Annotated in this window: 11 protein-coding genes; all 11 read left to right on the forward strand. The window is 40.1% G+C overall.

Annotation, left to right across the window (positions count from 1 at the left end; all coding sequences use genetic code 11):
* Window positions 1–1,448 (forward strand): tetratricopeptide repeat protein (locus ACYVAA_RS12850; protein ID WP_460542282.1); only part of this gene is annotated, 1,448 nt, incomplete at its 5' end.
* Window positions 1,432–3,018, forward strand: a complete 1,587-nt coding sequence (locus ACYVAA_RS12855; protein ID WP_460542284.1) for a sulfatase — start codon at window positions 1,432–1,434, stop codon at window positions 3,016–3,018. The genes ACYVAA_RS12850 and ACYVAA_RS12855, both read left to right, overlap by 17 nt.
* A gap of 16 nt (window positions 3,019–3,034) precedes the next feature.
* Window positions 3,035–5,782, forward strand: a complete 2,748-nt coding sequence (locus ACYVAA_RS12860; protein WP_460542286.1) for a glycoside hydrolase family 2 protein — start codon at window positions 3,035–3,037, stop codon at window positions 5,780–5,782.
* 17 nt (window positions 5,783–5,799) lie between these two features.
* Entirely contained in the window at window positions 5,800–7,752 is a 1,953-nt protein-coding gene (locus ACYVAA_RS12865; RefSeq protein WP_460542288.1) for a sulfatase family protein, read from the forward strand.
* A 477-nt stretch (window positions 7,753–8,229) separates the two neighbouring features.
* Window positions 8,230–11,469, forward strand: coding sequence for a SusC/RagA family TonB-linked outer membrane protein (locus tag ACYVAA_RS12870; protein ID WP_460542290.1), 3,240 nt, complete (start codon window positions 8,230–8,232; stop codon window positions 11,467–11,469).
* Window positions 11,470–11,493: 24 nt separating this feature from the next.
* Complete coding sequence (locus ACYVAA_RS12875) at window positions 11,494–13,494, forward strand: RagB/SusD family nutrient uptake outer membrane protein (protein ID WP_460542292.1); 2,001 nt, start codon at window positions 11,494–11,496, stop codon at window positions 13,492–13,494.
* Window positions 13,495–13,899: 405 nt separating this feature from the next.
* Window positions 13,900–14,589: an SGNH/GDSL hydrolase family protein gene (locus ACYVAA_RS12880; RefSeq protein ID WP_460542294.1), complete on the forward strand. Its 690-nt coding sequence runs from the start codon at window positions 13,900–13,902 to the stop codon at window positions 14,587–14,589.
* A gap of 772 nt (window positions 14,590–15,361) precedes the next feature.
* Complete coding sequence (locus ACYVAA_RS12885; protein ID WP_460542296.1) at window positions 15,362–17,392, forward strand: hypothetical protein; 2,031 nt, start codon at window positions 15,362–15,364, stop codon at window positions 17,390–17,392.
* A 159-nt stretch (window positions 17,393–17,551) separates the two neighbouring features.
* Window positions 17,552–19,711 carry a beta-xylosidase gene (locus tag ACYVAA_RS12890; protein WP_460542298.1) on the forward strand — a complete coding sequence of 720 codons (2,160 nt, stop codon included), beginning with the start codon at window positions 17,552–17,554 and terminating at the stop codon, window positions 19,709–19,711.
* 533 nt (window positions 19,712–20,244) lie between these two features.
* A complete protein-coding gene (locus tag ACYVAA_RS12895; RefSeq protein WP_460542301.1) occupies window positions 20,245–24,438 on the forward strand; it encodes a hybrid sensor histidine kinase/response regulator transcription factor in 4,194 nt (1,397 codons plus the stop codon).
* 358 nt (window positions 24,439–24,796) lie between these two features.
* Entirely contained in the window at window positions 24,797–25,840 is a 1,044-nt protein-coding gene (locus ACYVAA_RS12900; RefSeq protein ID WP_460542303.1) for a GntR family transcriptional regulator, read from the forward strand.
* Window positions 25,841–25,876 lie beyond the last annotated feature (36 nt).

The raw sequence follows: 25,876 nt of genomic DNA on the forward strand, positions 1-25,876 counted from the left end.
GTGAGTCATTGGATATTGATAAATTCAACTTTGGTGTGCTCTTCGAAAAATACCTTATCAGTAATGAACAATTCGATAAGGATTACTTGAAAGAGCTGATCCGGGATAATGCCCATACTTATCTCGAATATGCGTTGGATTATGCGCAGGCGGGTATGTATAGTGAGGCAAAAGCCTTGCTAAAGGTCCATGCAGAAGGAAAGCAGTCAGTATATCCGATGGTGTATTACGCCCTAGGATACTTCAATGCTCAGATGGGAGATCGAGAACAGGCCCTTTATTACTATAAGCTGGGAGCGCAGATGCCTACAGATTACTGCTTCCCAAACAGACTTGAGGAAGTGATTATATTACAAGGGGCCATTGATGGGAATCAACAGGATGATAGGGCATTATATTATTTGGGTAATTTCTGGTTGGCCAAAAGGCACTATGAAGATGCCCGAACATGTTGGGAAAAGTCCTTACAACTCAACAGCGAGTCACCGTTGGTGCTTCGAAATCTTTCTTTGATCTATTATAATAAGTTTGATAAGAAGGCCCAAGCACAGGAACTGTTGGAAAGAGCTTTTGCGCTGGACAAAAGCCCCCGATTGCTAATGGAACTGGACCAATTGTACAAGAAAATAAACATGGCTCCAACAGCGCGTAAGACATTTTTAGGCAGGCATATGGAACTGGTAAATTACCGGGATGATGTTTATCTGGAATATGTTACTTTGTTGAATATGCTTGGAGAGCATGAACAAGCACTGGATATGCTGATGAGCAGGCAGTTTCACCCATGGGAAGGTGGTGAAGGAAAAGTTCCCGGCCAGTATATTCTCAGCAATGTAGAGCTTGCCAAAATAGCTATCGAACAAAAGGAATACAGGGTAGCGATAAAGTACCTGGAGGCAGCTCAGGAATATCCACATAATCTGGGAGAAGGAAAGCTGTTCGGTGCCCAGGAAAATGATGTGTTCTATTGGTTAGGCTGTGCTTATGAAGGTTTGGAAGAGCAGGATAAGGCCAAGCAGGCTTGGAGAAAAGCTTCAGAGGGTTTGAGTGATCCTAGTCCGGCAATGTATTACAATGACCAGCAGCCGGATAAAATTTTCTATCAAGGACTGGCGCTGTTAAAATTGGGAGACAGACCCGCGGCCATGAAGCGTTTCAATAAACTGGTTGATTATGGAGAAACACATATTTTTGATGATATCAAAATAGACTATTTCGCAGTGTCATTGCCCGATTTGTTGATTTGGGATGAAGACTTGAATATTCGTAACCAAATCCATTGTAACTACCTGATAGGTCTAGGGAAATTAGGTTCCGGAGAAGTGAAAAGGGCCGGTGAGGCACTGCTTAAAGCTGCTGAAATGGATAATTATCATGTGGGAGTTCATATTCACAAGAACTTATTAGAAACGACTGAAAAGATCTCGATCAATGAAACAGTTAAATAAAGTATTATTTGCACTTTCCTTAACGGGCCTGCTGTCGTGTGGAGAAAAAACACAAAAAGAGCAAGTAAGCAGGAGACCCAATGTGCTTTTCATTTTGGTGGATGATTTGGGCTATCATGATCTTGGCTTTACAGGGAGTGATTATTACGAAACTCCCAATGTAGATGAATTGGCTCATTCAGGAATACAATTTACCCAAGGTTACGCTGCTAGCCAGGTATGCAGCCCCTCTAGGGCAAGTATTATGACGGGAAAATTGACCGCTACCCATGGGGTGACAGATTGGATTGGGGCTCAAGTGGGAGAGCAATGGCATAAAACCTATCCTCAAACAAGTCTTCTTCCGCCCGATTACAAGATGAACCTTCCGCATGAGGATATCACCCTTGCTGAGGCCATGAAAGCTGCAGGCTATAAAACGTTCTTTGCAGGGAAATGGCATCTTGGCGGGGAAGGATCCTATCCGGAAGACCATGGTTTTGATATCAATATCGGCGGCTGGGACAGTGGTAGCCCCAAAGGAGGCTATTTTGCACCATTTAATAATCCTAAGTTGAAAGAGTATCCACAGGGAGAAAACCTAAGTATGGTCCTGGCCAGGGAGACTTCCGCGTTTATCAGAAGCCATAAGGATTCTACCTTCTTTGCCATGTTGTCTTTTTATGCCGTGCATGGCCCCATTCAAACCACAGAAGAGAAATGGTCCAAATACCGGGATAAAGCTGAAGCACAGGGTATCGCTGAACAGGGCTTTGAATTGGAAAGGAGATTGCCAATAAGGGTAAAACAGGATAACCCAGTTTATGCCGGGTTGGTCGAACAGATGGATGATGCTGTTGGATTGGTAATGGAAACACTGGACAGTCTTGGACTTGCCGATAATACTATTGTGGTCTTTACTTCCGACAATGGAGGAGTGGCTTCCGGAGATGCATTTTCCACCTCTAATCTTCCACTTAGAGGAGGCAAGGGATATCAGTGGGAAGGTGGTATCCGCGAGCCATATGTGATTAAAGTTCCTTGGATAAAAGACCTCAGGGAGATCGAGTATCCTGTAGCTGGCCATGATTTTTATCCTACTTTGCTGGATTTGGCCAATATCCCTTTACCAGAAGATCAAAAAGTGGACGGAATAAGCTTAAAACCGTTGATGGAAGGAAAAAAGATAGCAGAAAGGCCCATTTACTGGCATTACCCACATTATGGGAACCAAGGAGGGGATCCTGCTTCGAGTATCCGACAAGGAGACTGGAAATTAATTCATTATTGGGAAACAGGGAATATTGAGCTATATAACCTTGAAGAAGATCCAGGTGAACAAAATGACAGGTCAAATGAAATGCCTGAGAAAGCCCGTGAATTGGATCAGGAATTAATCAGTTGGCTGAAACAAAGAAATGTGGTGTTTCCAGAAGTAGCTGCTGATTTTGATCCTGTCAATCAAGAAAAAGCATATAAAAGGATGAAAGAGCTAAGAAAGCCCCAGCTGGAAAAAGAAAGGGAGGAAATGCTTTCCAAAAATTATAAACCTAATGAGAATTGGTGGAGCAGTAAGGTCACCAAGGATTAATTATAAAAATAGACTTATGTTTAACACTCTAAAAAACCCGTTAACCTTAGTTTTGGCCTTGTTGGCCAGTACAATGATGTCATGTCAGTCAGCACCAGAAAAACTCTCTTTGGAAGGCAACTGGGTGGTGGTATTGGATTCCCTGGATCAAGGTGAAAGTGAAAAATGGTTCAAAGAACTTCCGGAAGGAACTTCCATAAAATTGCCGGGGACCTTGGATATGGCCGGTCTTGGACAAGAAAACTCCCTGGAGCCGGGCATGAACAATTATGTATTGTCACACCTTGCCAGAAAAAATCAATATATCGGCAAAGCCTGGTACCACAGGGAGGTCGACCTACCTAAGGAATGGATTGGCAGGCCTCTTATTCTGAATTTGGAAAGAGTAATGTGGGCTTCAAAAGTCTGGATAAATGGTGAACTTTTGGGAACCCAAGAAAGCTTGGTAGGTCCCCATCAATATGAAGTGAAGGACGAATTAAAAGCAGGAAAAAACAGTATCGTTTTATGCGTGGACAATGGTAACCAGTATCCTTATATCAATGTGGCCGGGAATAAATACCCGGAGCCCACTTCCAAGGATATGGCTCACGGCTTTACCAATCATACCCAAATCAAATGGAACGGAGTAATCGGTGAGATGAGCCTAAAACCCCAGCCGGTCTTGAATGATATTCAGGTATATCCTAGTGAGGGTAATAATAAATTGGCTATCACTGCAAAGTGGAGCAATAGTTCTGCGACTGAAAAGGTAAGCTATAAAATTTCCCAGAAAGGTCGGACGATTGCCGAAGGTAGCCTGGCTATAGAGCAAGGTTCCAAGGAATTTAATGGGATGATCGAACTGGAAGAGAGGCTTCAGGATTGGAATGAATTTCATCCCAATGTGTACGAGCTGGAGCTATCAAGTGGTGATTCCAAGATGGTGAGGACTTTTGGTGTCCGGAATATCGGCCGAAAGGGAGGAGAGTTACAACTTAATGGAAAGCGCATTTTCTTACGCGGTACTTTGGAGTGCGCTGTTTTCCCCCAAACTGGTTTCCCCTATACTGATAAGGAAGCTTGGGGGGATATCATGAAAGTAGCCAAATCGTATGGGCTGAACCATTTTCGCTTTCATTCCTGGTGTCCACCGAAAGCAGCTTTTGAAGCAGCTGATGAGCTAGGGTTTTATATCCAGGCTGAACTGCCACATTGGAGTTTGGAAGTGGGGGAGGACCAAGGTACCACTCGTTTTCTAGAGGAGGAGGCACAAAGAATACTGGAGGAATATGGCAACCACCCTTCTTTTGTATTGATGTCTTTGGGAAATGAGCTTGAAGGAGATATGCAGTGGTTAAACAAGGAAACTGCTAGACTGAAAACGCAAGATACCAGAAGGTTATATACCACCACTACCTTTTCTTTTCAGAAAGGGGTTGGTCAAGTTCCACAACCTGAAGATGAATATTTCGTGACGCAGTGGACTGATAAGGGCTGGATAAGAGGACAGGGGATTTTCAATGCTAAACCACCCCATTTTGACAAAGATTATCAGAAGGAGATCGATCACATTAATGTACCGGTGATTTCCCATGAAATCGGACAATATTCCGTATATCCAGATCTTTCAGAAATAGAAAAATACCAAGGTGTGCTCAAGCCTTTGAACTTTATGGCCGTTAAGAATGACCTGGAAAAGAAAGGCTTGTTGGAGTTTTCAGATGAATTCACCTATGCTTCTGGCAAATTAGCGGCTTTACTGTATAAAGAAGAAATCGAAAGGGCGCTGAAAACGCCTGGCTTTGATGGCTTTCAATTGTTACAGTTACAGGATTTTCCCGGACAGGGAACGGCTCTTGTTGGCTTGCTTAATGTGTTTTGGGAATCGAAAGGTTTTATCAATAGCGAGGAGTTTTCTGAATTCTGCAATGAACTTGTACCCCTGATCCGATATGAAAAGGCCGTATATGAATCTGGAGAGACTTTTGAGGCGGCTGTTGAGATCGCTAATTTTTATAAGCCCCTGGACGGACAAAAAATTACATGGAGCATTGAGGGGAATGGAGGTGTGGTCGCATCAGGATCTTTTGAAAATCAAAACATTCCCCTCGGGAATGAAACAAGGTTTGGAATGATCCAGCAGAGATTAAACGTAGAAAAAGCTTCCAAGCTAATGGTTAAAGTAGCACTAGAAGGCACTTCTTATAAAAATGAATGGCCAATTTGGGTGTACCCTGATCAACCCGCAAGGGATCAAGAGATTCTGTATACACGATCTTTGGAGCAGGCCAAAAATTGGCTGGAGGACGGGAAATCCGTGTTGCTAAACCCTGAAGTAGAAAAACTGGAAGGGGTGACCGGTAGGTTTGTGCCTGTTTTCTGGAGCCCAGTCCATTTTCCCGATCAGCCATCAACCATGGGAATACTATGTGATCCGGCTCATCCTGCGCTGGCAGATTTTCCAACAGAAGGTCATACGAATTGGCAATGGTGGGACCTTTGCATCCAATCTAAATCCCTGGTGCTAGATGGAATGGAAGTTGAACCGGTAGTTAGGGTGATTGATAATTTTGTCACCAACAGAAAGTTGGCCAGCATTTTTGAAGCCAAAGTAGGGAATGGAAAACTGTTGTTTTCCTCTATCGATTTGGCAAAGGATTTAGAAAAGCGGCCTGAGGCCCGACAACTCAGAAAGAGTTTGGCAAGCTATATGAATTCAGTGCAATTTGATCCGCAGTCAAACATCATAGCAAGTGATTTGGATAAATTGTGTGTTCAATAAAACAAAGAGTAAAAACGATGAATACCAATTTAATATTTCCATATTTAAACCGAAAGCAACTATTGGCCCTAAGGACATTCCTAGGGGTCATCAGTTGCTTTTTTATTCAGATGCTCGATGTGCAGGCACAAGGCAGGCCCAATATTTTGTGGTTGGTCATTGAAGATACTTCACCACAGTATATCGGCTGTTATGGGAATGAACAGGTAAATACGCCCAATATTGACAGGCTGGCCAAAGAAGGAGTACGGTTTACCAATGCCTATAGTACAGGAACCATCTGTTCGCCCAGTAGAAGCGCGATTATCACGGGAGTGAAAACTTATAAGATGGGAACCGGACATCATCGAAGTAATTTTAGGATTCCTGATTTTATTAAAGGTTTTCCGGCATATTTGAGAGAGGAAGGATACTATACTTCCAATAACAGCAAAACGGATTATAACACGGCCTCGGCAAGACGATTGATTCAAGAATCTTGGAATGAAAGTTCCGGAAAGGCCGGCTGGTGGAAGCGATCTCCGGGCCAACCCTTTTTTGCAGTCTTTAACTTTGGCGATTCGCACCAATCCAGGACTATGACCAATCCGTATGATTTGTATGTGAAACAGGTTTTGGAGGAATTACCAGACAGCCTTGAAGTGGATGAGGATAAGATAGAAATGCCTCCCTATTACCGGAATAATAAGCCGATGCGAAAGGAGATGGCTCGGGTGTATAATAGAGTTTCTTTGGCAGACCATAAGCTGGGAAAGGTTTTAGATAGACTGGAGAGAGAGGGGTTGAAGGACAGCACCATCGTATTCTTTTATGCCGACCACGGACAGGGCATGCCAGCGGTAAAGACCAATGGGAACGGGCAGGGCTACAAAGTACCATTTGTAGTGTGGTTCCCAGAAATGTACAAGCATTTATCCCCGTGGGGGACTGGAGGAGTAGTCACCGATGAAACCATTAGTTTTGTAGATTTGGCACCCACAATATTGCAACTTGCGGGATCTGATATACCCCAATATATGGATGGAAGGAACTTGCTGGGAAAAGAAAAAGACCAACCAGTACCTTACATCTTTACATCCAATGATCGAGGTGAAGATTCACCGAACTTGGAGCGGTCTGTGATAAAAGGTAATATGGTATATACACGAACTTTTACACCATATTCCAATCCCATGCGCTGGATTCATTACGTTATCTATGGTGAAATCAGCCAGCAAATTGTGCAGGATTATAATAAAGGAATGCTTTTAGATACTCAAAGAGCCCTGCTTGAGCCGAGGGAACCGGAGACCTTATACGATTTAGAAGCTGATCCCTGGGAGACGAATAATCTGATCAATGACCCTGCTTATCAAAAGGAACTACGAAAAATGAGAAAAGCGTTGAATAAGCATTTGCTGGAAGTGAATGATGTACTTTTCCTGCCGGAATATTCCCTTAAGAAACTCAATGAAGAACAAACGCCCTATGCGTTGAGAACAAGTGGAGATTATGAACTTAAAAACATTTGGCGTACTGTCAGGCTTGCAGGTTTTAGTGGGGAAGAATACAAGAGCAAGCAATTGGAAGCCCTGTCCAGTTCAGATTCATTGGAAAGGTATTGGGCTGCTGTTGGGCTAAAATCCCAGTTATCCTTTACAGCCAAAGAAAAAGATTTGTTGGTCAGTAAATTAAAAGATAGCTATACTCCATCAGCTATCTACTTAGCTTCTGTAGTGTACGATCAAACCAGCAACAAGGAAGCTTTTGAAATTTTGACAAACCAGCTGTTGGGGCAAGATCATGATTTGGCACTTTTGGCTTTGCATAATATTCATCATATGGATAGAAAGGAGGATTTTCTGGAAGTGGTCAGCCGAGCCTATGAAAAATTTCAACAGGATGAAACCATGGGATTACCCCGGCAATGTGCTGAAGTGTTGCTTTACAGAATCGATGGCCGTGCATTAAAAATGGATAAGTTTTGGTGATATTGAGTCTTGAAAATGTTTGTTAAAGAGGCTTAATAAATACGAAGGTTTTACTTTGATGATTAAATTATTGTCATTATAAAACTGAAACCGGGTAATGAGTACGAATTTAGAACAATCCATGAATCAAAGATGGGATACTTTTGTGGAGCTATCCCATCTTTTTTAGTTGTTTCTGTAAATGAACAAATCATTGTTTTGAAATTATATGATAAGGATAGTGGTATATGATTAGGTGTATCAGTGCAGGTGCGTCTCTTTCTTTTGATAAAAATATAGAATAGTCCATGTTATTTGTTTTTTTGTGAATGCTTCCATTTGTTGAATGAAGTATGTTTGAATATATGAGGATTGGTCTTTGGTTCGGTGATGAATAGCTTAAATAATCCTAGGTACATTCATATTTTACAAGCTAATTAAGGTTACCAGAAAAGACATCTTCTAGATTAAAATCATTTCAATTACCAATAAACCATTATGAAAAAAACTATACTACAATTAAGTAGGGTGGGAAAGTACTGCATGTTTCTAATAGCTGTGCCTTTACTGAATCCCACCTTAACTTATTCAGAAAATTACTCTTTGAGTATCTACAAACAGACAACAGTGACAGGAAGGGTGTTGGATGAAAGGAATGAACCTATACCGGGTGTGACGATATTGGATAAGGATACTGGAAAAGGCACGGTAACTGACTTAGATGGAAACTATGCGATTTCTGTTGAAGAAAATGCTACACTGACTTTTTCATTTATTGGTTATATCACCCAAGAGGTTAGTGTTGATGGAAAAGCCGTCTTGAATATTACTCTACAAGAGGATACCAAAAGTCTTGAAGAAGTGGTAGTGGTTGGATTTGGTACGCAGAAAAAGGAAAACCTGACCGGATCAGTGGGAACAGTGGACATGGAGCTCATGGAGTCCCGTCCAGTAAACTCCGCTACCCAAATGCTTCAAGGTGTAGTTCCTGGACTGAATATATCTCAGGGAAGCGGGGGAGGACTGAATGATAATCCAAGCATAAATGTACGAGGTGTGGCAACGATCGGTCAAGGCTCAACTGGGCAGCCTCTAATTTTGATTGATGGAATGCCTGGTAATATTAATGCCCTGAATCCTCAGGATATAGAGAGTGTTTCGGTATTGAAAGATGCTGCTGCATCCTCCATATATGGTTCAAGAGCTCCTTTTGGTGTAATACTTATCAAAACAAAAAGTGGCACCAAAGGCAAAACGAACATAAATTACAATAATAGTTTTAGGATGAATTCACCGCTTAATATGCCAGATATGATGAATTCATTCGATTTTGCTACTTATTTTAATGATGCAGGGATCAACGCTGGGCAGAGTCCTCATTTTTCTCCTGAGAGAATTCAGCGCATTAAGGATTTCATGGAGGGCAAGATTAGCGAAACTACTACAGTTGATCCAAGAAATGGACAATACTGGTATGATGGGTATACCGGTGGAAATGACAATGTAGACTGGTACGAAGCCCTTTTTCGGGATAAGGCCTTTTCAATGGAACATAATCTTAGTTTAAGCGGAGGATCCGAAAAATTCCAATATTATGGTTCAGGAAACTTTTTGGACCAAAATGGCTTTATGGAATTTAACCAAGATAAATTCAAAAGGTATACCGGTACAGTCAAAATCAACGGACAAATTTCAGAGAAATTATCCTTGGCTCTTTCTAATCGCTTTATCAGGGAAGATTTTAAAAGACCATCTCAGCTGACAAACGATGAACTGTTCCGTAACCTTGCCAGACAGGGATGGCCCACGTTGCCTCTTTATGATCCCAATGGTTATTTGTTTGACTCTCCTTCCCCGGCTCTGGGGCTACGTGATGGAGGAAATGATATTAATCAGTCTGACTGGTTCTATCAGCAGGCCCAGTTGACATATGAGCCTGTAAAAGGTTGGAAGATTTTTGGTGAATTCAATTATAGAACGCTGAATCAATTCAGGCATTGGGAAAAGCAGGTTACTTATAACCATGATATCAATGGAAACCCCTATGCTTCGGATAAAAATTCAGAAGTATATGAGTATGCCAAAAGAGAGAATTATTACAGTAGCAATATTTACACTGAATATTTAAAAAGCATCAATGAGGTGCATAATTTTAAGGGTCTGTTGGGGTTTCAAACAGAACTTAATAAGGTGAGGAATTTTTCCGCACTGAGACAAGGGATTATTGTACCCGGACTTCCCGTGTTAGATGTAACTTCAGGTACAGATTTTAATGGTAATATTGTTCCTCCATCAGTGACTGGTGCTTACAATAATTGGTCGACAACTGGATATTTTGGCCGTATCAATTATGACTATAGTGGAAAATATCTTTTTGAAGTAAATCTTAGATATGATGGTACCTCAAGATTCCGGAATGATAAAAGATGGGGGCTTTTTCCTTCATTTTCTGCAGGTTGGAACATCGCTGATGAAAATTTTTGGAAGGGGATAAAAGAAGTAGTGAACGATTTCAAACTTAGGGGATCTTATGGTGAATTAGGTAACCAGAATACACAAGACTGGTATCCAACCTATGTTACTATGCCTGTAGGAACGGCAAATGGAAATTGGTTGATCAATGGATTGAGACCAAATACAAGTAATGCTCCCGGGTTGGTAAGTCAATCATTGACGTGGGAAAGAATCAGCAGTTGGAATATGGGCTTGGATTTTGGGATGTTTGAAAACCGGTTGACGGCCTCTTTTGATTATTTTAACCGGTTTACAAAAGACATGGTGGGACCAGCCCCAGAACTACCGGTAACATTGGGCACGGCTGTTCCAAAGCTTAACAATACCGATTTGAAAACCTATGGCTTCGAATTGGATATCAAATGGAATGATTTGCTGGCAAGTGGATTAGGGTACTCGGCTCGTGTATTGCTTTCGGATTCCAAAACGGAAATTACAAGATACCCTAACCCTACTGGTGCACTGAGCACTTACAGGGAGGGGATGATGCTAGGCGAAATTTGGGGATTGGAGACGAAAGGAATAGCCCGAAACCAGGAAGAAATGGATAGCCATTTGGCATCCCTGAATAATGGTGGGCAGACAGCTATAGGAACTAATTTTGAGGCGGGAGATATCATGTATGCCGACTTGAATGGGGATGGGAAAATAGATGAGGGAGCCAATACGATTACGGATCACGGTGATCTAAAAGTTATTGGTAATAGTTCGCCTAGATACAATTTTGGGTTTGATTTAGGAGCTAATTATAAAGGTTTTGATTTTAGGGCATTCTTTCAAGGTGTATTGAAAAGAGACTTTTTCCAGAATAGTGATTATTTCTGGGGTATAAGAGCAAATAAATGGTGGTCCACAGCATTGGTAGAACATAAGGATTATTTTAGAAATGACCCTGAGCATCCATTTGGTGAAAATCTGGACTCCTATTATCCCAGGCCTCTTTTTGGAGGGACTGCATGGAAAAATATCCGTCCACAATCAAAATATGTACAGGACGGCTCCTATGTGAGATTGAAAAACCTGCAGGTGGGATACTCTTTTAATAGAAATGTGACAGAGAAATTACATGTCAACAGGTTCAGAGTGTTTATCTCGGGCGAAAACCTGTGGACCATGACCAAGATGAGTTCAATCTTTGATCCAGAAACTGTCGGCGGCGGATGGGGAGGTAATGTTTACCCACTATCCAGAGTGTTTTCAGGTGGATTGTCAGTTAGTTTCTAAACACTTATTGAAAAGAATTTAGTTATGAAAAAGTTAATTAAAAATATATTGCCCTTCCTATTAGGGGGACTGCCGGTGCTGGTTTCCTGTAATGAGGAGTTTTTAGACCGTGCTCCCGAATCTCAAATCACTCCAGAGCAATACCTGTGGGAGGAATCTCAATTAGCCTCTTATACCATCAATCAATATGGTATTTTCCCGACCCATACGAATTGGAGTTACGGGACATTTGGTAGAGATGCAGATACTGATAATATGGCCGGTTCAGATTATTCAAATATCTATGTTCCTGGACAGTGGAGGGTCCCTCAGAATGGAGGGCAGTGGGAGTTTGCTGCTATTTATAGGATGAACTACTTTATCAATACGGTAGTACCAAGGTGGAAATCCGGTGAGTTGCAGGGAAATTCCTCAAATTTGGAGCACTACATTGGTGAGGGGTATTTTCTGCGTGCATTTGAATATTTTGAAAAAGTGAAGACCTATGGTGATTACCCCATCATAAAAAAGGTTCTGCCTGATCAAATGGAAGCATTGACAGAGGCGAGTAAGCGATCTCCCAGAACTGAAGTGGTTCGGTTTATTATTTCTGATCTAGATTCAGCAATTAATCTATTGTCCATTACTCCCCCAACTGGAGGCACCAATAGAATTGCAAAAAATGCCGCCCTACTATTTAAATCTCGAGTAGCTTTGTATGAAGCTACTTGGTTAAAATACTTTAAAGGCACAGCTTTTGTTCCAAATGGCCCTGAATGGCCAGGAACAGAGAAAACGTACAACCAAGGTTATAATTTCGCAGCGGGTAGTATCGATGATGAAATAGACTGGCTATTGGACCAGGCGATGGAGGCGGCGAGTCTAGTGGCGGATAACGTCTCTTTGGTACCAAATAATGGTATACTACAACAAACAGCATCCGATGCCTCAAATCCCTATTTTGATATGTTTGGGGCTGAAGATATGTCCGGCTTTAGTGAAGTACTGTTATGGAGAGATTATGACAAAGGTTTGGGAATTACCCATAATGTGCCTCATGCAGCAGCAATTCACAATTATACCAATGGGACCACCAAAGGCATGGTCAATGCTTTCTTGATGAAAAATGGTTTGCCCATTTATGCCAGTGGCTCAGGTTATCATGGAGATGATTTTATCCATGATGTCAGAATGGAAAGGGATGACAGGCTTAAGCTATTTTTAAAGGAACCGGGGCAGATTAACAAGATCTATAACATGAGTGTGGGGACGCACTCTTTTCCGGTAGAAGGGGTTCCTGAATTGCAGACTACCCCTCAAAAGTATAATACAGGATATACTTTAAGAAAAGGGATCAATTATGATGGAGAACATTATGATAATGGTCAAGGATTTACAGGAAGTATAGTTTTCAGGGCGTCAGAAGCCTACTTGAACTATATTGAAGCGTGCTATGAAAAAAATAACAGCTTGGATTCCAAGGCAGATAGTTATTGGAAATCTTTACGAAACCGAGCGGGGGTGGATCCAGACTACAATAAAGCAATAGCATCCACTGATTTAAATGAGGAGGCTAAAGGCGATTGGGGTGCATATTCGGCAGGAAATCTTATTGATCCCACCCTTTATAATATCAGGAGAGAAAGAAGATGTGAGTTGATAGCTGAAGGGTTTAGAGAAATGGACCTGAAGCGTTGGAGATCAATGGACCAAATGATCTCAACGCCTTATCATGTGGAAGGGTTCAAACTCTGGGGCCCCATGCAAGATTGGTATATAGATGGAAATGGTAACTTTACCATTTCTTGGGGAACTTCAAATTCTACAGTTTCCTCTCCCGAATTAAGTGAGTATTTGCGTCCTTATGAAATCACAGGAGGAGAACTGGTGTATAATGGGTACCGATGGGCCATGGCACATTATTTATCTCCTATTGCGATTCAACATTTCTTGATTACCTCGGATAATAACGATGTAGGTACATCTCCAATATACCAAAACCCAGGATGGCCTACGCAACCAAATGTGGGGCCAAATGGATATTAAATAAATGAGAATTCATTCTAGATGAACTTATAAAAAGAAAGTAAAAGGCTATCCTGTTTTGTGATAGCCTTTTTTATGTTTTAACTCCCATTATCCATTTTGGGTTGATTCGGCCTTCCATTTCTATAGAATATTTATTGATTTTTATAATTTAATTCTATCGTATAGAATTGTCCATGTATTTGGTTTTATCGTCTATATTAACACTTATGGAATAAATTATATTTGTTTTAGTTTCTTTGAAAAAGGATTGGAAGTGTGGTTTTCCATAAATAATTACTCGGCTTGCAGGGCAGTCAATGCTCATTTTTCCAATATAATTGCTCTGTAAAGCTATTGAAAGGATTTCATTATCAATGAAAGATAAAATATATTAAAAAGAGTGAATACCTAATATTACCTTCAATGAAAAGAATCCTTATAATAATATTTCTAGTGGTGAGCTTTGGCGCTCAAGGCCAAAGTGATTTCATAGATGTTGTTAAATTGGAATTGAAGAAAAAATGGCCGCATAATCGTACGGTGAATTTGGTGTTTCACGGACATTCAGTCCCTACAGGTTATATGACCAGGGGGTGGGTTAATACTCAGGGGGCCTACCCCTATTTAACCTTATTGAAGATTAAAAACCATTATCCCTATGCAGTGGTCAACTCAATTACAACATCTATTGGTGGGGAGCAATCCGAACAAGGGGCCGAAAGGTTTACAACTGAAGTGCTTTGTCATAGGCCAGACGTTTTATTTATTGATTACGCGCTTAATGACAGAAGTATAGGATTGGAAAGGGCTAAAATCGCTTGGATAAAGATGATTGAAGAAGCACAGGAATACGGTACCAAAGTGATCTTACTTACGCCGACACCAGATCTAAACGAGGACATATTCTCCGACGATTCGGAACTGGCAAAGCATAGTGAACAAATTAGAAATCTTGCCAAGGAATATAATGTAGGATTGGTGGACAGCTATAAACTGTTTAGGGACTTTGCTAGGGATAATGATCTTAGGATGTATATGGCACAAAACAATCATATCAATACAATGGGACATCAACTCGTTGCTGATAAAATTTATGAATTTTTTCACCAGTGATCTTATGAATTGAGTTTAGCTATTGATAGGCTTGACCCCGAGCTGAATCCAATTATTGTTTAGCACGGACAACCTGCATTGGCTCTTGGAACAAATTAGGAGAGGGAGATATATTGTTCACAGGGGTATTCTAATTGGAGAAGAAAATCTAAGTCCTACCAATATTTTATAGCGCTGGTTTTTTAAAATTGATTCTATTCTAAATTAACCATACAACTTTTAACATCAGCAGGTTTACCGCTATAGACTGCGCAACTTTTTGTCGTAAAGCGTTTTTTTGGACGATTTGGCGACTCTTCTGGACTTTCAAATAAGATTCTTAGGATATTTTTATACCGCAAGAATAATTAACATCCCAATGCTTTTTGAATCTAAAAATAATATAAAATGTTGAACAGCCAGATTAGAGGGGTGATCATAACGGCTTTACTAATTTGTTTTGCCATCACTAGGGCAAAGCAAGCACGTTACAAGAGAGAAAAGTGGCCGTCATATTATCCCCCGAGGTTTTGTGGTCAATACCAATGATGCCGTGGGAGAGTTGTTTAAATCCGGTTCCCTAATCTAAATTACAGGTAATATAGTCCAATCCTTCACCATTTAGGGGAGAGATTGAAAATATTCAAGTATTTTCAATCTCTCCCCGCCTGCATTTACATTCTAAAAAATAGTGGAACCTAAAAAAGGTTAACCTAAAAACCATTATGGGGAGATGAAGATCTTTAGGATCATTTAATAGCTGAAAATTAAAATTTGATATAGCTTTTCTATTATGCGTATTATCGTTTTATCAACTACATTAGCCTGTTGTTTAGGTTTCTTGGTAAAGGCCCAAGATTCTGAGCAAGTGCACGACCAAAATTCTTCACACCTAATTTTTGAAGAAAAAGATGGTTTAGTAGCCATCGAGGCAGAGGATTTTTATAAACAAACCTCATCTGAAAAAAGGAAATGGTATATTACTTCAAAGGATAAGTCCCCAGCCGTTACTCCGGATAAGGACCATAATCATTCTGAAGGAGCCAGCAACCATGCCTACATAGAAATACTACCCGATACACGGTCCACCCATGAGGATATGTTGATGAAAGGGGAAAACTTTTCGGATCTTCCAGGAGCTTCGGGCATCGTTCATTATAAAGTAAAGTTCAATACTACAGGCCGGTTTTATGTATGGGGTAGAGCGTATTCTACTGGGAGTGAAGATAATGGGATACATGTAGGAATTAATGATAATTGGCCCGAACATGGTCAGCGAATGCAATGGTGTGAGGGAAAAAATGACTGGACATGGGAAAGCAGGCAGCGGACCAAAGAAGTACATTGTGGGCTAGCTCATCAAATCTATTTGGATATAGAGCAACCGGGAATCCATGATATACAATTCAGTATGCGGGAAGACGGTTTTGAATTCGATAAATTTATTCTTACAAGGGACATGCACTATCGGCCAGAAGGCAATGGACCAGTCCCTGTATATTATTGGAGCAAACCGGCTTTAATGGATGAAGAAAACGTGTCCACGCGTTCTTATATATCCCAATTGGCAACCAGTTCTGCAGAAACTAAGACTTTTTTCGCCAAAGAATTGCCCGTACAGGCACAGGGTTTTTATAAGGATAAATTGGGAGATTGGTTAGCCATAAACCCTGAACAAGGAAAAGAGGCTCAGGTATCTATGCCTTTTTACTTTTCCAGTGGCAAGTATGATATCCTCTTTGTAGGAGTGGGGGAGAATGATGGTCAGTCCAACTATGTCCTAACTGTAAATGACCGGATACTTGGAGGTTTTACTCCTCCATTATCCAAGGATATGTTTGAACAGGGACCTGACTATAATCAATTGTTTGAAAATATCTCCCTTTCAAAAGGAGATGTAATTACCCTTAAAGCTAGCCTGGGAAGTGCAGATGGTCAAGAGTGGGCCAGAGGAAGGTGGTCTGGGATTGTCTTTGTACCGGCTGGAAAAGGGATGTCTTTGCAAAAATCATTGCCTGAGAAAGATACAGTCAGTGAACCAGTAAAGGTTGCTCCCCCAGCAGGCCGATTGGCGATCGTGGCGGATGGGAACTCTCCTGATCCTGACGATTTAGGAGGCACAGCCGTTTCTCTGGCATTATTGCGGGCTACTGGACTTAACGATCGACTGGTGCATTATTCCCATAGTTGTGACTTAGTGAGAAGTAATAGAATATCTGAGCAGGCCGAAAATGAGCGGCATGCCCTTATGCAAACTGCCTGTGACGTTACAGCGCGGCGTTGGGGAGGTTTTGATTCCCTGAGGTTCTTTGATGCTCTGTGGGAGCAAAAGGAAACGGTCAATGACCTGGTTAAGGCCATCAATGAATCTTCCAAAAATAATCCCCTGTGGATAGTGGAAGCGGGTGAACCTGATATTATTGGCTTTGCTTTGGAGGCTTCACAAAAAAAAAAACGCCAATTCGTTAAGGTCATCACTCACCATTCAGCCAATGACGATGCGGGGGATTATTATACTTGGCAACAGATTCTGGACTTTGGAGTAGAAGAAGTGCGTATTCCTGATCAGAATGTTTTTCTCAAGGTAGATCTAGAACACTGGGATTGGGCCAAAAACCATCCCGACCCCAGAGTTCAGTGGGTTTGGTTAATGGGGAAAATAGCCGAGGTGGACGATGTGGTAAAATTCCAAAAAGGAAAATGGGACTGTTCAGATGCAGGAATGATTCTGTATTGGATAACAGGCGCAACTAAGGATGGTCTGGAACTTGGTAGCGTAGAGGATGTAAAGGGGCTACTTTTGGAGTATATCAAAGCTAATTAAAATGGGTTTCCAATAAGCATGGATTCATCTCCCAATAGATTGATTATCTATGAGCTTGTGCCGATCGATTGGACTAATTTACCTTTTTTCGGGACGATATTTTTGTAATTGTTTCCTTCATTTGTTCAGTGTGTGAAATATTATCAAACGAATTCAAGTATGAAAATAAAACAACGTGACAAGGCCTATCTCAGCTTATTGGCGATCGTAGTTCTACTTTTTGGATGTAAAACTAATGGTATGGACAGCGATCAAGAGAAGGCTGTTAATGATAAAGTGGCCGAGCTCCTCAATAAAATGACGCTGGAAGAGAAAGTTGCTGAACTTACACAGGACGCTCCTCCAAATGAAAGGCTTGGAATTCCCATGATGCAATATAGTGAGTGTCTTCATGGCTTGTGGCTGCCCGGAGCAACCGTATACCCTCAGGCCATTGCCCTAGGTTCCACCTGGGATCCTGAAGCGATCCGGGAAATGACCACATCCATTGCAAAAGAAGCCCGTTCGGCCAATCTTACCCACTGCTATTCTCCAAATTTAGATGTTATTACTGGAGATCCCCGATATGGGAGAGTAGAAGAATCCTACGGTGAAGACCCTTATTTGGTGTCCCGCATGGGCGTAGCCTTTATAGAAGGGCTACAAGGAACAGGTAATGAAAAGTTTGATGAAAACCATATTTTGGCTACCGCAAAGCACTTCGTGGCCTATCCAGAAAACCGACGAGGGATCAATGGAGGTTTCAGTGATCTGTCAATGCGTAGGCTATATGAGGTGCATCTTCCCCCTTTTGAAGCTGCTGTGAAAGAAGCAGGGGTAGGAAGTATTATGCCCGGTCATCAGGATCTTAATGGAATTCCTTGTCACATGAATACTTGGTTGATTCAGGATTTGTTAAGGGATGAGTGGGGATTCGACGGCTTTATTGTTTCGGATAATAATGATGTGTCACGATTGCACCATATGCATTATATCGCTAAATCGAGAGAAGAGGCAGCGGTAATGGGATTACAGACAGGTGTTGACATGGATTTGGTAATTGGTAAAGACCCTGCAAATGCTGCTTATAATATGAAGGTCTTAGAAGATACCCTGAAGAGCAATCCTGATTTGGTAAAATATGTGGATGCAAGTGTATCACGGATTCTGAAAATGAAATATAAGCTGGGGCTTTTTGAGAAGGAAAAAACCGATGAGGTAAAAGAGGTGATTAGTACTCCTGAAAGCCAGGAATTGGCACTGGATATTGCCAAGAAGGCAGTGGTGCTTCTCAAAAACGACGGTGATTTATTGCCATTGGACAGGGATAAAATCCAATCAATAGCGGTGATCGGTCCTAATGCCCATGAAGAAGTGGAGGAAGGGGCGAAGTATACACTTCTCGGAGGCTATGCTGGCATACCGCCTTATTATACCTCTGTTCTGGAAGGCATTCAACAAAAAGTGGGCGATAAAATAAAAATCAATTATGCAGAGGGATGCAAACTCACCAGTGATTCAAAGGCAGGCTTTGCCGAAGCCATTTCAGCAGCAAAAAAATCAGATGTCGTGATATTGGCAGTGGGTGGATCCACTGCTACCTGTGGTGAAGGGGGAGACAGGGCCGATTTAGATCTCTATGGTGTACAAAATGAACTTGTAGAAGCTATCCACCAAACAGGAAAACCCGTTATAGCTGTATTGATCAATGGACGTCCACTGACCATCAACTATATCGCTGAAAATATTCCATCCATTATTGAAAGCTGGTACCTGGGCATGCGTAGTGGAGACGCTTTAGCGGAGGTGATTTTTGGAGACTATAACCCGGGTGGAAAGCTAACGGTTTCATTTCCCAGATCGGTAGGACAGCTTCCCGTTACTTATTTAGAAAGGCCAGATTTTGTAGGGTCTGGTAAAGGACAATATAAGTTTGAGGATAAATCGCCATTGTTCCCTTTTGGTTATGGACTTAGTTATACTTCTTTCAGTTATAGTAACCTAAAGCTTGAAAAAAATAAGATTAAAGCAGGTGAAAGCACCATAGTTTCAGTTGATGTGACCAATACTGGAAGCAGAGCAGGAGATGAGGTGGTTCAAATGTACGTTAAAGATGATTTTGCTTCGGTTGGAAGGTATAATAAAATGCTAAAAGGATTTCAAAGGATACCCTTAGCACCGGGTGAAACAAAAAAAGTAGAATTTGAATTAAACCCTGAAAATCTTTCAATTTATAATCAGGCAATGCAAAAAGTGGTGGAACCGGGAAACTTTACCATTTCAATAGGAGCATCAAGCTTGGATAAAGAGCTAGAAACTATACAGTTAACGGTGCTGTAAAAATAATAAAACAGAATGTACCGCCTTGTTCAAAGCCAAACAATCTGTATATTATTTTGATATTAATTGAGGATAAGGAGCAGTTCTATTGGGGGACTGCTTTTTTATATTATTAGTGTTACAAAACACTTAAACTTTTGAAAACAGACAGGAATACTCTTAGTTGGTGTCTTGATTAAATTATGGGAATTATCCTTTTTTTAAAAGAAATAATAAGTCAGTCTTAGAAAGGCTTATTGATTGTTGGGATATGGGATTTTTGTTATATTTGGTAATTGATCCATTGGATTAATTGCCCTATAATGTACGGTTCGTTCGCTGTTTAATTGTAAATGGATATCTATTGAAAACTGAATAAGGTGATATTGACTTGTGCTGTTGATTCCTAATCATTTATAAAAGTTATTTCAATAAGCTAATTTTTGAATATATTAATAAAGAAGAGCGATGTTCCTTTAGTCGAGTCCACGTGGGAGGGAGAATGAAGCTGAAAGCAATGAAGGAAAACAATCGGAAAAGATTGCCTATAAATAATGAAGAAGTTTAAATCAATTGGATTGGATATAAGTTTTTATATTAATCGGGGAGGGATTGAAAAGTGCCTGCAGATTATTTTATGGATTTTCTTTTTTGTGGGAACATGCCTAATCCCTGTTTATGGTCAGGATCAAATCAATAATTTTCGGCACATTTCTACTTCCGATGGATTCTCTTTGAATGCTGTAAATTCAATTGATCAAGATCAAAAAGGTATGATCTGGTTTGGAACCCGAAATGGCTTAATGAGGTATGATGGAAAAGAGTTAAGGGTCATGCGTCGCGAAAAAGGAGATGCGGAACAATTACGGATAAATGATATTTATGAGATACATGTTGATAGCTTAAGTGGCATATGGATGGGGACCAAAAGTGGTTTGAGCCTTTTTAATCCGAGAAATGATTCTTCCAAAGACTTTGAAGAAGAAACACTTTCTAGATTAGCGGTGTCTTCTCGTTTTGTACATGATGTCTTGAGGGTAAACGACCAAGAAGTTTGGATTGCCACAAGAAATGGACTTAACGTTTATGATGAAAGGACCCAACAGATCAATTATTTTTTGCATGACGAAGCCCGCCCCTTCACGATCAATTCAAGTTTTGTCACCTGTCTTTATAAATCAAAAGAAGGGGAAATATGGGTAGGAACATCAGCTGGTCTAAATAAACTAGAAGAAAGAAAAGAAGGAAAACTAAGGTTTAAATCTTTTAAAATAAATAATTCAAAGAATGGAGACTTATTCCCTAAACATGTTTCTTGTATTAAAGAAGATCAAAAGGGGAATTTGTGGATCGGCACCCATAGCGGCCTTTTTTACTTTGATGTGGAATCGGGGGAGTTTGAACTTTTCGGGAAATATAGCGGCCAAGAGTTAACAAATGATTTGATTCAGGATATTACGTTGGATAAGCACCAAAGGCTCTGGGTAGGGACCTATGACGGACTCAATGTAATTGACAGTACGCATACGCTTATCCGGAAAATGAAGCATGATCCCAAAAAGAATAATGGATTGACAGGGAATGATATTCGGGCCCTGTTTACCGATAGGCAAGGGGGGATCTGGATCGCCACTTATTATGGGGGGGTGAATTATTGGGATGATAAACAATTGAACTTTGAACTAATTGATGAGCGGAATGGGACACAGCTGGGGTATAATGTAGTTAGTGCAATTGCAGAAGGTAATCAGAAAGAAATATATATTGGTACAGAAGGAGCGGGCTTAAGTGTAATGTATCCAGGAAGCGGGCGGTTTAAAAAAATCAATAGATTGGCCAATGGTGATTTTATAGGTTCCGTAAAGGATATTCTTTATGAAAAGAAGGATAAACTTTGGGTGGGTACATTCAACAGAGGGTTGATGCAAATAGATACAAAGAGCCTTGAACATAAAGAATATAGGGCACTTTCTGATGAACAGGGTAATGGCATACTTTCCTCCGACCAGTTATTATGTCTTGCAAAAGCCCCAGATGGAAAACTATGGATCGGGACATTGAATAAAGGCTTGGATCTTTTTGACCCGGAAAACAAACAATGCAGAAATTTTGATGCGAATGTAGACGAACCAATTATTGCCGGTAACAACGTCAGGGCTTTGTTACTGAGTTCGACAGGGGACTTATTTGTAGGCACCGGGGATGGATTGTGTAAATTGAAAAACTCAATGTATAAAAATGATACCTATGAATTTGAGTTTTTTGAAATGAAGGATGGTAGTCAGGACAATTTGTACATTCACGATATCATTGAAGATTCAAGCGGTAAGATTTGGCTTGCGGCCCAAAATTTCGGATTGTTCTACGTAAATGGAAATAAAATTGTACCAGCTGGTTTAGCCGGAGTCAGTAGCGTATTTGCAATAACAGAAGATGAAGAAGGTAAATTATGGCTTAGTTCAGAAGAAGGAGTGGTTTCATATGATCCAATTACCGAAGAACAAAGGATTTATAACAGAAACGATGGCGTACAAGCCAATGAATTTAACCGAGGGGCAAAACTCTATGATTCGGATGGCAGAATGTTTTTTGGGGGAGCTTCAGGTGTTATATCTTTTTATCCCAAGCATCTCAGAACGGAAAACAACTATGCGCCCAATGTGGTCATTACCGGATTGAGTTTGTTAGATTATGAACTACAGGTTAATGACAGTACGGGCATTTTAACGCAATCCATAGTGTATACGGATGCTGTGACACTGGATTATGATCAAAATATTTTCACAGTTCATTTTGCCATGCCTAATTTCAGTAATGCCGATAAGAATACCTTTCTTTACCGTTTAAAAGGCTTGGACGATAACTGGGTGAGGACCAACAACAACTTCGTATCATTTACGATTCAGCGAGGGGGTGATTATATTTTTGAAGTTAAGGGAATAAACAGTGATGGGGTTGAAACAACAACCTCTACTCAACTTGACATCGAAGTAAAGAGTGCGCCATGGCTAACTGGATGGGCCTATTTAATTTACAGCATTCTTTTTCTCTCGGCACTTTTTGTATTTATCTATTTTTTCAAATCAAGGCTAAGACTTCAACATAAACTTGAATTAGAAACGCAGGAATTCCTTAATCAGCAGGAATTAAATCAAAGTAAACTTCAATTTTTCACAAACATATCGCATGAATTCAGGACCCCATTAACCTTAATTTCCGGACCCTTGGAAAAATTGATTTCTGATTACAAGGGGCCTAGTGCTGTTTTTAGGCAACTACAGGTAATCAAGAAAAATACCGATCAGCTCTTTAAGTTAATCAACGAATTAATGGATTTTCGGAAATTAGAAAGTAAACAGATGAAACTTCAAGCTGCAGAAGGTGACATTATCAAATTTGCAAATGAAATATATCTATCCTTTTCTCAGCAGGCTAAATTAAACAAACTGAAATATACTTTTAATGCTCCGCAGGAAGAGATCAGCGTGTTTTTTGATAGGGACAAATTGGAAAAAGTGCTTTATAATCTGATCTCTAATGCCTTTAAATACACTCCCTCAAAAGGAAAAATAGAGGTTTCTGTGACTCAGAGTGATGACAAGGTGAAGATTAGTGTGAAAGATAATGGGGTTGGAATTTCAGTTGACCATTTGGAAAAAATATTTGACCGGTTTTATGAAATTCCAAAACAAATAAATCCTGCTAAAGTCAGGTATGGCTCAGGGATAGGTCTTGCCATTGCCAAGAATATAATGGATTTGCACAAAGGTGAACTCAGGGTAGACAGTGAAGAAGGGAAAGGAAGTAATTTTGTAATGGAATTAAGATTGGGAAGGGAGCACTTGATGGATGATGAAATTATTTCCTCCTTTAAAAATAGTGAAGACATCACGCATTATAAAAAATCAGATGTATTGGAAAACATGGAAGATCATGATCCCGTTCTTCTTCCATCTACCCAAAACGCAGAGAAAGAAGGACACATCCTTATCGTGGAAGATAATCCGGAAATTGGTCAATTCATCCAAAGTTCCTTGATGGAATTTTATAAAGTCTCTTTGACTGAAAATGGAGCTTTGGGGTATCAAAAAGCATTGTCCGAGCAACCTGACCTCATCATAAGTGACGTGATGATGCCCGTGATGGATGGGATTGAATTTTGTGCTAAAATTAAATCGGATCTACGGACCAGTCATATTCCTTTTATTTTATTGACTGCACGGACTTCTTTGGTATATAAATATAATGGGCTAGAATCTGGAGCGGATGAATACTTAAGCAAACCCTTTGAATTAAAGGAATTATTACTCAAGTGCAAAAACATCATTAATACTCAGAAGAAATTAAAGGAAAAAATTGCTGAATCTGGCGAATTTGCTTCCTCAGAAGCGACGGTGAATTCCAGAGATGAAGAGATGATGAACAGTGCCATCCAGATTATAAAAGAAAACATTAACAATGAATTTTTTGATATTCAATTTTTATGCGAAGAATTAGGGGTAAGCAGGTCCCTACTTTTTACCAAGTTTAAGGTATGGACCAATCAAACACCCAATGACTTTATTTTAGGAGTGAAAATGAAAAAAGCCGCAAGCCTTATTGAACAAGGAAAAACCAATGTGTCTGAAGTAGGGTATCAAATTGGATTTAAGAATCCAAATTACTTTTCCAAAGCTTTTAAAAAGTACCATGGTTTGAGTCCAAAAGCCTATGCCCAGAAATTTAAAGAAAGTTTGGGTATTGATTAAGAGTCGTAAGTAGTTTCAGTCCAAAAGAAGTTTTACTATTTATTTGGGGACTGATTTTTACGCAATTTTGGTGAACATCCTTGTTCGCCTCGATAGGAAGTATTGTCTTCAGCAAGGGGGCTTGTCTTAATGAATTAGGGTTTATGTGAAAGTTAGGCAGGTGGTTGTACCATTTCACCTCAATTTTGGACTTTTTTTCCTTACTAAATTTTTAACATTGGGTAGTGTCTTTTCTGAGAGATTACAGCTCGAAAAATAAATTAAACAGCTGTTTGTTCGATTATTTAATGGCACAATAAGGAAGTAGGATACTGGCTATTTCCAGCTAAATACTTATTTAAATTATACCCGAATAACCATGATTATAGAAAAAGCAGTAATCGCTAAAAGTATTAATACATCATCGCGTATACCTAAATATCGGCAACTTGCGGCCATTATTATTAAGGCAATAGAGAATGGGGAAATCCAAATTGGAGAAAAATTACCTTCAATAACCGAATTGCAGGAGGATACAGGCCTAGCAAGAGATACGGTGGTAAAGACATTGAATTACCTGAGAGAAAAGAAAATAGTCATTTCCGTAATGAGCAAAGGTTTTTATGTGGCAAGAAATGTCAATCTGTCTAAAAGCAAGGTGCTGATAGTATTGAATAAACTCAGCAGCTATAAACTTAAACTTTACCACTTATTTGTTAACGCTTTGGGAGGAAATTACCAGGTCGATTTACGGGTGCATCATTGCAATGCCGAATACTTATTAAATATCCTTGAAGAAAATAACCAAGCATATGATCACTTTGTAGTAATGCCGCATTTTCGCGATTCATCAGAAAAGGTAAAAGAGGTAATCAATTATCTGCAAAATATGTCTCCTGAGAAACTATTACTCATGGACAAACACCTGCCCGAAATCCAAGATGCTGTGCCCTGTATATATCAAAATTTTGAAAGCGATATTTATCACGCATTGTTAGAAGGGATTGATAAGTTGAGTGGGTACTCAAAAATAACCTTGGTATTTCCGGAAAACCCTATTTATCCCTATCCCCAAGAGATCAAGAAAGGCTTTATACAATTTTGTAATCAAATAGAATGTAACTATGAAATTATAAATAAGATATATGAGGATATGGAGTTTCAGTCCAATGATGCCTATATCATCATAGATGAAGAGGATTTGATTCGCTTTTTACAACAGGTAAAAGACAATCGCCTTAAGCTGGGAAAGGATATAGGGGTGATTTCATACAACGACACTTCATTGAAGGAGGTATTGGGCATTTCAGTGATGACAACCGATTTTGAAGTAATGGCCGATTCTGCTGCATACATGATTTCAAAGAAAAAGTTTGAAACTGTTCCTAATTATTTTAGCCTGATCGATAGAGGAAGCATTTAAAAATTGACGTTTAACCCTGATCATTTTGTCGATATT

This window comes from Echinicola sediminis, from assembly GCF_054777495.1.

What these genes read in the sequence shown, in the direction of transcription:
- ACYVAA_RS12900 (WP_460542303.1), top strand. Translation starts at nt 24,797, where the DNA reads ATGATTATAGAAAAAGCAGTAATCGCTAAAAGTATTAATACATCATCG.
- ACYVAA_RS12860 (WP_460542286.1), top strand. Translation starts at nt 3,035, where the DNA reads ATGTTTAACACTCTAAAAAACCCGTTAACCTTAGTTTTGGCCTTGTTG.
- ACYVAA_RS12880 (WP_460542294.1), top strand. Translation starts at nt 13,900, where the DNA reads ATGAAAAGAATCCTTATAATAATATTTCTAGTGGTGAGCTTTGGCGCT.
- ACYVAA_RS12890 (WP_460542298.1), top strand. Translation starts at nt 17,552, where the DNA reads ATGAAAATAAAACAACGTGACAAGGCCTATCTCAGCTTATTGGCGATC.
- ACYVAA_RS12875 (WP_460542292.1), top strand. Translation starts at nt 11,494, where the DNA reads ATGAAAAAGTTAATTAAAAATATATTGCCCTTCCTATTAGGGGGACTG.
- ACYVAA_RS12855 (WP_460542284.1), top strand. Translation starts at nt 1,432, where the DNA reads ATGAAACAGTTAAATAAAGTATTATTTGCACTTTCCTTAACGGGCCTG.
- ACYVAA_RS12895 (WP_460542301.1), top strand. Translation starts at nt 20,245, where the DNA reads ATGAAGAAGTTTAAATCAATTGGATTGGATATAAGTTTTTATATTAAT.
- ACYVAA_RS12865 (WP_460542288.1), top strand. Translation starts at nt 5,800, where the DNA reads ATGAATACCAATTTAATATTTCCATATTTAAACCGAAAGCAACTATTG.
- ACYVAA_RS12885 (WP_460542296.1), top strand. Translation starts at nt 15,362, where the DNA reads ATGCGTATTATCGTTTTATCAACTACATTAGCCTGTTGTTTAGGTTTC.
- ACYVAA_RS12870 (WP_460542290.1), top strand. Translation starts at nt 8,230, where the DNA reads ATGAAAAAAACTATACTACAATTAAGTAGGGTGGGAAAGTACTGCATG.